The 14,278-nt window shown below is 65.6% G+C and carries 9 protein-coding genes; all 9 read left to right on the forward strand.

The genetic code is table 11. The features are described from left to right. Positions 1-250 precede the first annotated feature (250 nt). The 9 genes from BT115_RS00445 to BT115_RS00485 all read left to right on the forward strand — a co-directional run bounded on the left by BT115_RS00445 (position 251) and on the right by BT115_RS00485 (position 14,278). Positions 251-706: a hypothetical protein gene (locus tag BT115_RS00445; RefSeq protein WP_143144420.1), complete on the forward strand. Its 456-nt coding sequence runs from the start codon at positions 251-253 to the stop codon at positions 704-706. Positions 707-1,006: 300 nt separating this feature from the next. Then, positions 1,007-2,677 (forward strand): asparagine synthase B, encoded by a 1,671-nt coding sequence (gene asnB, locus BT115_RS00450; RefSeq protein WP_072320607.1) that lies wholly within the window; start codon positions 1,007-1,009, stop codon positions 2,675-2,677. 95 nt (positions 2,678-2,772) lie between these two features. After that, positions 2,773-3,898, forward strand: a protein-coding gene (prfB, locus tag BT115_RS00455; RefSeq protein WP_143144421.1) for a peptide chain release factor 2 whose coding sequence is annotated in 2 segments (ribosomal slippage) — positions 2,773-2,847 and positions 2,849-3,898 — 1,125 coding nt in all. Because the reading frame shifts where the segments join, the coding sequence is not laid out codon by codon here. Positions 3,899-3,955: 57 nt separating this feature from the next. Beyond that, complete coding sequence (gene lysS, locus BT115_RS00460; protein ID WP_072320608.1) at positions 3,956-5,488, forward strand: lysine--tRNA ligase; 1,533 nt, start codon at positions 3,956-3,958, stop codon at positions 5,486-5,488. A gap of 23 nt (positions 5,489-5,511) precedes the next feature. After that, positions 5,512-5,811: a YciI family protein gene (locus tag BT115_RS00465; RefSeq protein ID WP_072320609.1), complete on the forward strand. Its 300-nt coding sequence runs from the start codon at positions 5,512-5,514 to the stop codon at positions 5,809-5,811. Beyond that, complete coding sequence (locus tag BT115_RS00470) at positions 5,808-6,071, forward strand: BolA family protein (protein WP_072320610.1); 264 nt, start codon at positions 5,808-5,810, stop codon at positions 6,069-6,071. Before BT115_RS00465 ends, BT115_RS00470 begins: the two co-directional genes overlap by 4 nt. A 248-nt stretch (positions 6,072-6,319) precedes the next feature. Further along, positions 6,320-9,820 carry a chromosome segregation protein SMC gene (gene smc / locus BT115_RS00475; protein WP_072320611.1) on the forward strand — a complete coding sequence of 1,167 codons (3,501 nt, stop codon included), beginning with the start codon at positions 6,320-6,322 and terminating at the stop codon, positions 9,818-9,820. 34 nt (positions 9,821-9,854) lie between these two features. Continuing rightward, positions 9,855-10,841, forward strand: coding sequence for a cell division protein ZipA (gene zipA / locus BT115_RS00480; protein WP_072320612.1), 987 nt, complete (start codon positions 9,855-9,857; stop codon positions 10,839-10,841). A gap of 164 nt (positions 10,842-11,005) precedes the next feature. Then, entirely contained in the window at positions 11,006-14,278 is a 3,273-nt protein-coding gene (locus BT115_RS00485) for a maltotransferase domain-containing protein (RefSeq protein WP_072320613.1), read from the forward strand.

The raw sequence follows: 14,278 nt of genomic DNA on the forward strand, positions 1-14,278 counted from the left end.
TACGGAACATGCTCTGGTTTCATCGTGTCGTCCTGGCCTCGGAGGACATGGCGAGGAAGGGTGGGCAATGGCTCGATGCCAAACTGTGCTTCGCTTGCAGGAGCCGCCATGGCGGCGAGAAAACCTGGCCTCATCGCGAACTATTCCTCGCCGCCGTGGCGGCTCCTACAAGCGAGCCTGGGACACGCGCCATCACGGACTGGAGCACCCCGTGGTAGACCCGGCCGACACGGATGCCCTATGGATCGCCATGGCCGAACGGGTTCTCTCGTTGGCTGTCGCGCACCCGGCGGCATGGTCATGGGTCGTGAAGTTCGACGGTCAACGCGAAGCCAATCGCTTCACCTTTGTGCTGCGCTACGACAAGGACTGGAATATCGTCGAGCGACGAAACATGCCGTCGTTAATGCCGGGCATGTTGAATGCCTTCGAAGGTCTAGGTCTGGACGATTTTCATCAGGCAACTGAGGACGATGTCCACCGTGTAGCTGCCGGCCTCCGCGAGTTCGCTCATGCGGCCGACCACGGTATCGTTGTGGTGCTTTCTCGCACTTGTGGCGTTGCGCCGACGTTCGACATTGCAGTGATTTCTCCCGTCGGCATGAGTTCTCCATTCTCCGTAAGCGATGCCGACATGCTGCGCCTCGTGGACGAGGCGGCAGGCCGTGTTAGCGCGTGCGTGCCAGATCCGCGTGCGGGGGCGTGATCGCTTGGTTGACCTGAGCAGCTTCGGAGGGTGGCGTTCGCGACCGGAGCGACCGCAGATCGTCATTTCCACCTTTGCTCACCCCGCGCCGAAATCGACACTTGCCTCGCTCCCCGGATCGTGTTCTAGTCGGCCCATGCTTCGCATCGCCGCCAATAACGCCAATACCAATAATGCCCGGAACCTCGGGAGGGTCGGCGTGTAGGCGGTTGCAAGTGAAACCACCGGAATACACGAAAGGCCCGCCCTCACCAGGCGGGCCTTTTTCTTTGTGCAATGTCTAAGCAGGAGAGCAAGACCATGTGTTCAATCTTCGGGATGTTCGGGCTCGCGGCTGGCGACGATCTGGTCGCGTTGCGGGCGCAGGCGATGGCGCTTTCGCAGCGGCAGCGTCATCGCGGGCCGGATTGGAGCGGCGTGTACGTGGACGATGGCGCCATCCTCGTGCACGAGCGGCTGGCGATCGTCGATCCGGCCAGTGGCGCACAGCCGCTGCGTTCCCCGGAGGGTGATCTCGCGTTGGCCGTGAACGGCGAGATCTACAACCATCGCGAACTGCGCGCGGCCAGCGACTACGCCTTCACCACCGGCTCGGATTGCGAAGTGATCAACGCGTTGTATCGCGAGCACGGCGGCGATTTTCTGGACAAGCTCAACGGCATCTTCGCCTTTGCCTTGTGGGACGCCGGGCGGCGGCGGGTGTTGATCGCGCGCGATCCGATGGGCGTCTGTCCGCTCTATTGGGGACACGACAAGGAAGGGCGCCTGTGCGTGGCCTCGGAGATGAAATCGCTGGTGGGTGTGTGCGCCGACGTAGCGCCGTTCCCGCCTGGGCACGTCTACGACAGCGAGCGGGGCGCGGCGCAGCCGTATTGGACGCCCGCCTGGCGCGACTACGACGCGACCCGCGGCAAGATGATCGAGCCGGCGGCCTTGCGTGCGGCGTTCGAAGCGGCCGTGCATCGGCAGATGATGACCGACGTGCCCTACGGCGTGCTTCTCTCCGGCGGTCTCGATTCCTCGCTTGTTGCCGCCGTTGCCGCAGGCTTCGCCCGCCGTCGTATCGAGGAAGACGACCGCGGCGAAGCGTGGTGGCCGCGCCTGCATTCCTTTGCGATCGGTCTCGAAGGATCGCCCGACCTGGCGGCAGCCGAGGTCGCGGCGGAGGCCCTGGGTACGGTGCATCACGGATTCCGCTACACGTTCGAAGAAGGGTTGGACGCGCTGCCCGAGGTCATCCGCCATATCGAGACCTACGATGTCACCACGATTCGCGCCTCGACGCCGATGTTCCTGCTGGCGCGGCGGATCAAGGCCATGGGCGTGAAGATGGTGCTCTCCGGCGAAGGCTCGGACGAAGTGTTCGGCGGCTATCTGTACTTCCACAAGGCGCCCTCGGCGCGCGCGTTCCATGAGGAAACCGTGCGCAAGCTGGACGCGTTGCATTATTACGACTGCCTGCGTGCGAACAAATCGATGTCTGCCTGGGGCGTGGAAGCGCGAGTGCCGTTCCTCGACACCGAGTTCCTGCAGACGGCGATGGCCTTCGATGCCGAGGCCAAGATGGTGGCGCGGAAGGGGATCGAGAAGGGCATTCTCCGCGAAGCCTTCGAGGGCGCCTTGCCGCCGTCGATTCTGTGGCGGCAGAAGGAGCAATTCAGCGATGGCGTCGGTTACGGCTGGATCGACGGCTTGAAGGCGCATGCGGAGGCGATGGTGACGGACCGCGAGTTCGCCGCCGCTGCGGCGCGCTTCCCGTTCAACACTCCGGCCACCAAGGAGGCCTATTTCTACCGCAGCCTCTTTGAAACGCATTTTCCTGGCGAGGCCTGCGCGGCGACGGTGCCGGGCGGCAAGTCGATTGCGTGCTCTTCGCCGGCCGCCCTGGCCTGGGACCCGTCCTTCGCTGCCGCCGCCGACCCGTCGGGCCGGGCCGTGCGTGGCGTGCATCGGGAGGCGCTGCCTGGCTGAGCGGTGGCTGCTGCGCTGCGGCGACGGCGTGAATTTGTTAGGATTGGCCGCTTTAGCCGGGCCCTCCCACGCCCGCATACCAGGCCAGCCACACCATGATCGAGATCAATCCGATCCTTGCGCAGATTGCGGACCTCAAGGGCCGCGTCGAGTCGCTTAGGGGGTATCTTTGACTACGCCGTCAAGAAAGAACGGCTAGAAGAAGTCAATCGCGAGCTGGAGAGCCCCAACGTCTGGGACGATCCGAAGCGCGCGCAGGAGCTGGGCCGCGAGCGCGCCCAGCTCGATACCATCGTCACCGGCATCGATGAGATGACCGCTTCGCTGGACGACGCGAAGGAACTGCTCGACATGGCCGCCGCCGATGGCGACGAGGCCACGGTGCAGTCCATCGTCGATGACCTGAACAAGGTCGACGCGCGCGTGAGCAAGCTCGAATTCCAGCGCATGTTCTCCGGCAAGCTCGACGCCGCCCCGGCGTTCGTCGACATCCAGGCGGGCGCCGGTGGCACCGAGGCGCAGGACTGGGCGGAAATGCTCCTGCGCATGTACCTGCGCTGGGCAGAGTCGCGCGGCTGGAAGGCCGAGCTCATGGAAGTCTCCGGCGGAGAAGTCGCGGGCATCAAGTCCGCCACGTTCCGTGTGGAAGGCGACTACGCCTATGGCTGGCTCAAGACCGAGATCGGCGTGCATCGCCTCGTGCGCAAGAGCCCGTTCGACTCGGACAACCGTCGCCACACCAGCTTCACCTCCGTGTTCGTTTCGCCGGAAGTCGACGACGACATCGAGATCGACATCAATCCGGCCGACCTGAGGACCGACGTCTACCGTTCGTCCGGCGCAGGCGGTCAGCACGTGAACAAGACGGAATCGGCGGTGCGCATCACGCACGTCCCGACGAACACCGTCGTAGCCTGCCAGACCGAGCGCAGCCAGCACGCCAACCGCGACCGCGCCATGAAGATGCTCAAGGCGAAGTTGTACGAGCTGGAAGTGCAGAAGCGCAACGCCGAGAAGGACGCGCTGGAAGCCACCAAGTCCGACATCGGCTGGGGCAGCCAGATCCGCAACTACGTGCTCGACCAGTCGCGCATCAAGGATCTCCGCACCGGCATCGAACGCTCCGACACGCAGAAGGTGCTCGACGGCGACCTGGACGAATTCGTCGAAGCCAGCCTCAAGGCCGGTCTCGAAGCCGGTTCCAAGCGCGTCGATGCCTGATCCGCGCGGGGCGCGTCCGCGCCCCGCTTCCCACCCCGAGAAGTTGCCAACCAAGCCATGACCGAAAACGCCAACGCCGAAGCCTCCGCCATCGCTGCCGACGAGAACCGCCTCATCGCCGAGCGCCGCGAGAAACTGAAAGCGCTGCGCGCGCAGGGCATTGCCTATCCGAACGACTTCAAGGTAGACAGCTTTGCCGGCGACCTTCAAGCCGAGTTCGCCGACAAGGACACCTGGACCGCCGAGGCGATCGAAGCTTCGCCGCGTCGCGTGGCGGTGGCCGGTCGCATCATCCTCATGCGCGGGCAGGGCAAGGTCAGCTTCGTGCAGATGCAGGACGGCACCGGCCGGATCCAGCTTTTCGTCCATCAGGGCACGCTGGGCGAGGAAGCCTATGACGCGTTCAAGCGCTGGGACCTGGGCGATATCGTCGGCGCCACCGGTACCGTGATGCGCACCAAGACGGGCGAGCTGTCGATCAAGGTCGATGCGATCCGCCTGCTGACCAAGTCGCTGCGCGGCCTGCCGGACAAGCACCACGGCCTGGCCGACGTGGAGCAGCGCTACCGCCAGCGCTACGTGGACCTCATCGTCACCGAGGAATCCCGGCGCACCTTTGCGCTTCGCTCGAAGATCATCAGCCACGTACGCCGCTGGCTCGAAGCGGAGCCGCGTCGCTTTATGGAAGTGGAAACGCCGATGATGCACGTGATCCCCGGCGGGGCCACGGCACGGCCGTTCACCACCCATCACAACGCGCTCGATATCCCCTTGTTCCTGCGCGTGGCGCCGGAGCTTTACCTCAAGCGCCTGGTGGTCGGCGGTTTCGATCGCGTGTACGAGATCAACCGCAATTTCCGCAACGAGGGCGTGTCCACGCGGCACAACCCCGAGTTCACGATGCTCGAGCTGTACCAGGCCTATGCCACGTACCACGAGGTGATGGACCTGACCGAGGGCATGATCCGCTCCGCCGCCGTCGAGGTGGTGGGTCACACCGCCATCGAATGGGACGGCGCCACCGTGGACCTCGGTCCCGCGTTCCGCCGCTGGCGCATGGAAGACGCGGTGCTGGAACTCAACCCGGAGATCAAGCCCGGCGAGTTGCGCGATCGCGAGGCCATGGCGGCGCATGCGGTGCGCCTCGGTATCCACGTGAAGCCGACATACGGCTGGGGCAAGCTGCTGCTGGAAATCTTCGAGACGACGGTGGAGCACACGCTGATCCAGCCCACCTTCATCACCGATCACCCGGTGGAGGTCTCGCCGTTGGCGCGCGAGAGCGACACCGACAAGGGCATCACCGATCGCTTCGAGCTGTTCATCAACGGCAAGGAGATTGCCAACGGCTTCTCGGAACTCAACGATTCCGAAGACCAGGCGGCGCGTTTCCAGGCCCAGGTGGACGCGAAGGACGCCGGTGACGACGAGGCCATGCATTTCGACGCCGATTACATCCGCGCGCTCGAAGTCGGCCTGCCGCCCACCGGCGGCCTCGGCGTCGGTATCGACCGCCTCGTCATGCTGCTCACCGGTTCGTCGTCCATCCGCGACGTGCTGCTGTTCCCGACCATGCGTCCCGAGGCCTGAGCCTCGCACCCGGAGCTATCCCCATGCTGTATGCCATCGTCGCTCTCGATCACCCGAATTCGCTGGAAAACCGACTGGCTGCGCGGCCGGCGCATCTGGCGCGTCTGAATGCGCTCAAGGACGAAGGGCGGCTGAAGCTGGCCGGTCCGTTTCCTGCGATCGACTCGGAGGACCCGGGCGCGGCGGGTTTCAGCGGCAGCATGATCGTTGCCGAATTCGTCGATCTGCCCACCGCCAAGGCCTGGGCCGACGCCGATCCCTACGTGGCAGCCGGCGTCTATCGTGAGGTGACCGTCCGCCCGTTCAAGGCCGTGCTGCCGTGACCGTCGAAAAGGTCGAACGCATCCGTCAGTTGCTGACCGAGGCCCTGGCCCCGGTCGAGCTGGATGTGATCGACGAGGGCCACAAGCACGTGGGTCATTCGGGGCAAGGCAAGGGGCATTTCTTCGCTCGCATCGTCAGTCCGGCCTTCGCGGGCAAGAACCCGATCCAGCGTCACCGCATGGTCTACGAGGCACTGGGGGACATGATGCCGGACGGCATCCACGCGTTATCCATCGAAGCTCGCGCGCCGGGGGAATGATCGCCTGGCGCGTAGGAGCCGCCATGGCGGCGAGGAAAACCTGGCCGCGCTCTCGCAAGATTTCCCTCGTCGCTGCAGCGGCTCCTACGGGCGAGCGGGTAACTGACGCCAAGTAGAACAACAGGTTGCCAACGTTTCTTCGGGTAATCTCGCGTATTGCGCACCCCGTCCCCCTTTGGCAAAGTGGTCGACCAGCCAGGGGGAGGCTCCCGAACGGAGTCCACGGCCGCGTCCCAACGGAAACCATAATGCGTCTGACCACGATCAAGCTGGCGGGATTCAAGTCCTTCGTCGACCCCACCACGCTGCACCTGCCCACCAATATGACCGGCGTCGTCGGCCCCAATGGCTGCGGCAAGTCGAACATCATCGACGCCATCCGCTGGGTCATGGGCGAGTCGGCCGCCAGCCGCTTGCGTGGCGATTCGCTCACAGACGTCATCTTCTCCGGTTCCAGCGCACGCAAGCCCGTCGGCCAGGCGGCCGTGGAACTCATCTTCGACAACAGCGACGCCACGATCCAGGGCGAATACGCCAGCTTTGCCGAGATCTCGGTCAAGCGCGTCGTGAGTCGCGACGGTCAATCCGCCTATTTCCTCAATGGCGCGCGCTGTCGCCGCCGTGACATCACCGACCTGTTCCTCGGCACCGGCCTGGGACCGCGTTCCTACTCGATCATCGAGCAGGGCATGATCAGCCAGATCATCGAAGCGGCGCCGGAAGAACTCCGCACCCACCTCGAGGAAGCCGCCGGCATCTCGAAGTACAAGGAGCGGCGCAAGGAAACCGAGAGCCGCATCAAGTCCACCCGCGAGAACCTCGATCGCGTACGCGACGTGCGCGACGAGGTGGAAAAACAGCTCGACCACCTCAATCGCCAGGCTCGCGCGGCCGAACGCTGGAAGGCCTTCAAGGAAGAACATACCCGCCGCGAGGCCGAGCTTCGCGCACTGGAATACCGCACGCTGCATCGCCAGCACGAGGGTGAGGGCTCCGGCCTGCGCGAGGCGGAACTCGAAATCGAGAAGCATCTCGCCGGGCAGCGCCAGGTCGAGGCGCAGCTGGAAAGCGTGCGCGAGCGCCATCAGGGCGCCAGCGAGCACCTTAATCAAGTGCAGGCCGAGGTGTACAAGGTCGGCGCCGAGATCGCCCGCGTGGAGCAGCAGGTCCGGCACAACCGTGACCTCAACGAGCGGTTGACCCGTTCGCGTGCCGACGCCGAGCGCGAATACGAAGAACTCCGCGGTCACATCGAGACCGATCGCGAGCAGGTGGAAACCCTGCGCATGGCGCTGGCCGAGGGCGAACCGAAGCTGGAGGCGCTGCAACAGATCCAGGACGAAACCGGCGAGGTCCAACGCGCCACTGAAGCCCGGCTGGCCGACTGGCAGCAACGCTGGGACGCGCATACGCGCGGCGCCTCCGAATCCAGCCGCGCGGCGGAAGTGGAGCGCACGAAGCTGGCCTATCTCGACCGCCAGGCGGTCGATCTGTCCAAGCGCCGCGAAGCGCTCGAAGCCGAGCAGCGCGCCACCGACGTCGCCGCGCTCGATGCCGCGGCGGAACAACTGGAAACGGAACACGACACGCAGCGCGAGCGAGTGGAACAGCTCGGTGGCGTGCTCGACCAGCACAAGGTCTCCTACGAGCGGGTGCTGGACGAAGAACGCCAGGTGCAGTCGGCGCTCAACGATGCCCGCCAGCAGTTGCAGACGGCGCGCGGCCGGCAGGCGTCGCTCGAAGCATTGCAGAGCGCGGCACTGGGTCAGGAAGAATCGGCCGCCAGCGGCTGGCTGGCAAAGCTCGGCCTGGATCGTTCGCGGCGTCTCGGCGAATCCCTCCAGGTCGATGCGGGCTATGAATCCGCCGTGGAAACGGTGCTCGCCGGCGTGCTCGACGGCGTGCTCGTCGATGCTCCGGAAGCCTTGACCTCCGAGTTCTCGGCCCTGGGTCAGGCCGATGTGGCTCTGTTCGCAAAGGCTGCCGGTGGTCCCGGCACGGCCGGTACGCTCGCGGCGCACGTGCGTGGTCCGTTGGCCGCAGTGAACCTGCTGAGCCAGGTGTGGGTCGCCGATTCCGTGGAAGATGCGGCGGCGCGCGTGCCGACACTGGCCGCGCATCAATCGGTGATCACCCGCGACGGCGCCTGGATGGGGCCGGGCTGGGCGCGTGTGCTGCGTGCGCAGGGCAATCAGGTGGGTGTGCTCGCGCGCGAACGCGACATCCGTCAGCTCGCCGAGCAGATCGAAACGCTTGAGGCCTCCATCGAGGAGCGCACCGAACAACTCGAAGACCTGCGCGCGCGCAAGGTCGAAACCGAGCGTCAGCGCGACGACGCGCAACGCGACCTGTATGCCGCCCATCGCCGTCTTTCGGAGCTGGCGGGGCAGTTGCAGAGCCAGCGCGGCAAGATGGAAACGGCACGCGCGCGTGCTGAAAAGGTCGGTGGCGAAATTTCCGCCATCATCGACCAGCTCGACGAACTGGAAGGCCAGACCCGCGAAGCCCGCGCACGTCTCGATGAGGCCGTCGGCCACATGGGCGACCGCGAAGACGAACGCCGCGGCCTGGAAAACGAGCGACGCGAACTGCTCGAAGCGCGCGAAGAGGCGCGCATCAATGCACGCGAAGCCGCCGACCAGGCGCATCAGCTTGCTTTGAGCATGGAATCCAAGCGCGCCGCACTTGCCTCGCTCGAACAGGCGCTGGGTCGCCTGGATGCGCAGATGCGCCAGGTCGTGGCGCGCCGCGACGAGATCGACCAGCAGCTTGCCGCGGGCTCCGACCCCATCGCGGAGCTGGAAGCCGAGCGGCAGACCTATCTCGATCAACGCCTGCTGGTGGATCGCCAGCTGGTGGACGCCCGCCGTGCGCTGGAAGACTGCGACGCAGAGTTCCGTCGTCTGGAGCAGGAACGTCAGCGCATCGAGCATGTGCTCAACCAGGTTCGCGAAAGCGTCTCGGAGAAGCGACTCGCAGCCCAGGCCTTGCAGCTTCGTGCCGAACAACTGGCCCAGGCCATCGTTGCCTCCGGCCTGGAGCTCGACGCGTTGCTCACGGAACTGGCCGAAGATGCCGAGCCGGAGCACTGGCAGCGGCAGCTCGCCGACCTCTCGCAGAAGATCGCGCGCCTCGAGCCGGTGAACCTGGCGGCGATTCAGGAGCACGCCGAGCAGTCGCAGCGCAAGGAATACCTCGACGCGCAGTTGGCCGACCTCGGCAGCGCCCTCGAAACCCTCGAAGGCGCGATCAAGAAGATCGACCGTGAGACGCGGCAGCGCTTCAAGGAGACCTTCGACCGCGTGAACGCTGGCGTGCAGGAACTGTTCCCGCGCCTGTTCGGTGGTGGCCATGCGTACCTGGAACTCACCGGCGAGGACCTCCTCGACACTGGCGTTGCCATCATGGCGCGCCCGCCGGGCAAGCGGGTCTCCAACATCACGCTGTTGTCCGGTGGTGAGAAAGCGCTCACGGCCGTGTCGCTCGTGTTCGCGATCTTCGGGCTGAACCCGGCGCCGTTCTGCCTGCTCGACGAGGTGGACGCGCCGCTCGACGAAGCCAACGTCGGGCGCTTCTCCGCCATGGTTCGCGAGATGAGCGAGAAGGTGCAATTCATCTTCGTGAGCCACAACAAAGCCACGATGGAGGCCGCGCATCAGCTCTGCGGCGTTACCATGCGCGAGCCGGGCGTGTCGCGTCTCGTCCAGGTCGATCTGGCCGAGGCGTCCAAGCTGGCCGGCGTCGCCTAAGCATCAGAGCGTTTTTCTGCAAGGAATCGAATTCATGAATCCCGCCATCGGCCTCGCCTGGAACCCTGCCGTCGGCATTCCGATGCTCTTCGTTGGCATCGTCGTGCTCGTTCTGCTCTGGCTGTTCGGGCAGCCGCGCAAGGAGCAGGGCCGGCGCAAGCCGGTGGAACAGCCGGAGCGCGCACGCGAGCGGCGCGAGCCGGTGTTCGGCGACGAAGCCGACGAGGATGTGGCGGCCGAGGCGTCCTTTGCCGCTCGCGACGACGCCGACGACCCCTTGTTCACCCCACGGCCCGCGCAGGGCGAGCTCGACGTGGACCTGCGCGCCGAACTGGAGCGCCTGGGGGCGTCGCTGGCTGGCGAACGTACCGCGTCAGCCGCACCGGTCCTGCCCGAAGAGGCCGCGCCTCGCCCGCCTCGCGTGGACCCTCGGCTGGATCTGCCGTTCGATATCGACGAGCCGGTGAGCCCTGTTGCCGCTCCGGTGCCGGCTCCGGCCCCCGCACCCGTTCCGCCCCCCGCGCCGCCGAAGGCGCCGCCGCGCTCCGATCTCGGCCGCCGGCCGCCGCACGCGCCGGTGGAGCGCATCGTCAGCCTTTACGTCGTGGCGCGCGAAGGCATCAAGTTCCAGGGCGCCGACCTGGTCGTCGCCGCCGAGAAGGCCGGTCTCGAATTCGGAGACATGGGCATCTACCACCGCCTGGTCGATGGTCATCCGGAGCAGGGGCCGATCTTCAGCGTGGCGAACCTCGTCAAGCCCGGCAATTTCGACATGGCGCGCATCGCTACGCTGCAGACGCCGGGCCTGTCCTTCTTCATGGCCTTGCCTGGCCCGGTGCCTGCGCTCGATGCGTGGGATGCGATGCTGCCCACCGCGCAGCGTCTGGCTGAGCTGCTCGACGGCCTGGTACTCGATGAGGAGCGCAATGCCCTCGGACGCCAGCGCATCGCGCACATTCGCGACGAATTACGCGGATGGGACCGCGGCCACGAGGCCGAGGAAATCAAGTTCGGCCAATAAGCGCGCGCCCGCGCTGCCTGCGTAAGAAAACACGCGTTGCGGCATTCACATTGCCGCAACGCCCGGATGCGTCACTGTCATGACCTTCGCGTGCCCGGGTCATTGGCGCGATGCACACATCCGGCCCGGCATGCTTGTGTCCTTCTGCCAGGAACGCGAGTCACATGCCGGCCAGCCCGAGTGCGCCTTTCCGAATCTATTACCTGCATCCGCTGCTTGCGGGGCCATTGACGGCCTGGACCGCGTGGATCGAACACGCTGCAAGCCTGGGCTTCCGCCAACTGCTGGTGGCGCCACCCTTCGACACATCGCCCTGTGGCGACGTTTTCGTCACTCGCGACTTCGATCGCATGAATCCGGCTATCGTCGGCGACGGCGATGCCACGATACGGCTGGCCCAGATTGCCAAGGCGTGCCGCGCGCACGACCTGGAACTCTGGCTGGACCTTCCGCTCGACGAACTGGCCGCCGATGCGCCGGTTCGCCATGAGCATCCGGCGTGGTTCCGTGCAGTCGCCGATCAGCAACATGGCACGCCCGATCCGCGCTGGACGCCGAGCGAGAGCGACAGTGCTCGGTGGCGACTCAACGATCCCGACGTGGTCGACGAGGCCACGGACTGGTGGATCGATCGGTTGCGCGCCTGGACGAAGGCAGGAGTCTCGGGTTACCGCGTGATCCATCCGCAGCGGCTGCGCGCGTCGGTATGGAACCCCTTGATCGACGCCGTCCGCGAGGACGCCTCGGTGGCGTTCCTCGCCTGGACGCCCGGCACCACACCCGACGAACTGGTCGCGCTGCGCGGCGCACGGTTCGACGCTGTGGTCTCGTCGGCCAACTGGTGGGACTTCCGGGCTCCCTGGTACGCCGAGGAAGTCGAGCGGCTGGCGGCGATCGCCCCCTCGCTGGCTTGTACCGAAGAACCCTTCGGGGCCCGGCTGGGCGATGCGCTCGGGGAGGAGAATCAGCGCGATCACGCATACCGTCGCGCGATCGCCTTCAGTGCTACCGCGCCGGCGGGATGGATGATGCCGGTGGGGTTCGAATATGCGCTTCACGACGCGCTCGACCCTCGCCGCGGCCATCCGCTTTCCCCCGCAGAACTGGGCAAGGGTGCGCTGCTGGACCTCACCGAGGCGGTGAAAAAGGCAAATGCCGTTGTGCCGAATCGCGTGCTGGCGCCCCCGCATCTGTCGATCCAGCAGGGCGTGGCAGTGTTTCTCACCGTGGAAGGTAACGATCCGCGCACCGCGCCGCTGGCGAGGTTGACGTTGGTGAACGCTTCATTGGATCGCGATGCGCCGTTCGCAGCCGCGTACGCCTTGATGGGCGCGGCAGGGCACTTCTCGCCGTGGACGACGCCGGACGGCAGAAAGGTATTCGACCAGGGCGAGGGTATCTGCCTGGCACCCGGCGAGGTGCTGACGCTGACCGGAACCCCGTCTGTGCCAGTCAAGCGCAAGCAGGGCGCGTCGGTGCAGAAGGAGATGTTGCAGGCGGCCTCACGTGCGCCGCGTGTGGTGATCGAAGCGGTGCAGCCGATCGTCGATGGCGGCCAGTTTCCCGCCAAGCGCGTCGTCGGCGAGGCTATCGTCGTCACCGCCGACATCTTCATGGACGGCCACGATGTGCTTGCCGCACGCCTGCGCTATCGCGCCGTGGACGAGAAGGGTTGGCGCGAAACACCGATGGAACTGGTGAACAACGACATCCACACCGCCAGCTTCACGCCTACCCGTATCGGGCGGTACGAATTCCAGGTGGAAGCGTGGCGCGATCCTTTCGCCACCTACCGGCACGAACTCGAACTGAAGCACGAAGCGAACGTGCCGATCGCGCTGGAGCTGGAGGAGGGGCGCCTGTTGGTGGAGAAACGCGCCGCTGCCGCCGCCGGCCCCCGCGCAAAAGCCTTGCGCCAACTCGCCACTGCCGTGGGCAAGGTCGACGGCGAGGCGCGTGTGGAGATACTGCTCGACGACGCCACGCTCGCCCTCATGACGGCGACCGATCCGCGCGACCGCGCGACCACGACCGACAGCTACCTCGTCGAAGTGGATCGTCGCGAGGCGGTCTTCGCCAGCTGGTACGAGTTGTTCCCGCGTTCCATGACCGACGACCCGCACCATCACGGCACGTTCCGCAACACGATCGCGCGTTTGCCGGCGATTCGGGACATGGGTTTCGACGTCCTGTACTTCCCGCCGATCCACCCGATCGGCAAGGCCTTCCGCAAAGGCCCGAACAATACGCTGACGCCGGGCCCCGACGATCCGGGCAGCCCGTATGCGATCGGTTCGCCCGATGGCGGACACACGGCTATCCACCCGCAGTTGGGCACGCTCGACGATTTCCGTGCGCTGCGCGACGCGGCGCATGAGCATGGTCTGGAGCTGGCACTCGACTTTGCCATCCAGTGCTCTCCGGATCATCCCTGGCTCAAGGAACACCCGGAGTGGTTCGACTGGCGTCCAGACGGCAGCATCAAATACGCGGAAAACCCGCCCAAGAAATACCAGGACATCGTCAACGTCGACTTCTACGCCGACGGCGCGATTCCGTCGCTGTGGCAGGCCTTGTGCGATGTGGTGCTGTTCTGGGCGGCGGAGGGCGTACGTACCTTCCGCGTCGATAATCCGCACACGAAACCGTTCCCTTTCTGGGAATGGATGATTGCGAGGGTGCGCGCGAAGTATCCCGATGCGCTGTTCCTGTCCGAAGCCTTCACCCGGCCCAAGCCGATGTATCGCCTCGCCAAGGCGGGCTTCAGCCAGTCGTATACCTACTTCACCTGGCGCAATACGAAGCGCGAGTTCATCGACTACCTCACCGAACTGACGACGACGCCACCGAAGGACTTCTTCCGTCCGAACTTCTTCGTCAACACGCCCGATATCAATCCGTACTTCTTGCAGACCTCCGGGCGTCCCGGCTTTCTCATCCGCGCGGCGCTGGCAACGACGCTGTCCGGGTTGTGGGGCATGTATTCGGGATTCGAGCTGTGCGAAGCCGCGCCGGTGCCGGGGAAAGAGGAATACCTCGATTCAGAGAAATACGAGATCCGTATCCGCGATTTCACGGCGCCCGGAAACATCGTGGCGGAGATCACTCGCCTGAATCGCATTCGCCGCGCGCATCCTGCCTTGCAGACGCATCTTGGTGTGCGCTTCCTGCCGGCGAGCAACGATCAGGTGCTGTTCTTCGAAAAGCGCGCAGGCGACGACCTCGTGTTGGTGGCGATCAGCATGGACCCACACAACGCGCAAGCGGCGGACCTGACGTTGCCGCTGAGCGACTGGGACCTCGCCGCCGACGCGACGCTCGATGTCACCGATCTTCTGCACGACCAATCCCTCACCTGGCGCGGAACGACACAGCATGTATGGCTAGGCCTTGGCCAGCCTTATGCGGTGTGGCACGTGCGGCTTCCCGGAGTCTGA

This window comes from Luteibacter sp. UNCMF366Tsu5.1, from assembly GCF_900119235.1.
Lineage (GTDB): Bacteria > Pseudomonadota > Gammaproteobacteria > Xanthomonadales > Rhodanobacteraceae > Luteibacter > Luteibacter flocculans.

Coding starts and splice junctions, on each gene's coding strand:
- lysS (WP_072320608.1), top strand. CDS start 3,956: ATGACCGAAAACGCCAACGCCGAAGCCTCCGCCATCGCTGCCGACGAG.
- BT115_RS00485 (WP_072320613.1), top strand. CDS start 11,006: ATGCCGGCCAGCCCGAGTGCGCCTTTCCGAATCTATTACCTGCATCCG.
- BT115_RS00465 (WP_072320609.1), top strand. CDS start 5,512: ATGCTGTATGCCATCGTCGCTCTCGATCACCCGAATTCGCTGGAAAAC.
- BT115_RS00445 (WP_143144420.1), top strand. CDS start 251: ATGGCCGAACGGGTTCTCTCGTTGGCTGTCGCGCACCCGGCGGCATGG.
- asnB (WP_072320607.1), top strand. CDS start 1,007: ATGTGTTCAATCTTCGGGATGTTCGGGCTCGCGGCTGGCGACGATCTG.
- smc (WP_072320611.1), top strand. CDS start 6,320: ATGCGTCTGACCACGATCAAGCTGGCGGGATTCAAGTCCTTCGTCGAC.
- zipA (WP_072320612.1), top strand. CDS start 9,855: ATGAATCCCGCCATCGGCCTCGCCTGGAACCCTGCCGTCGGCATTCCG.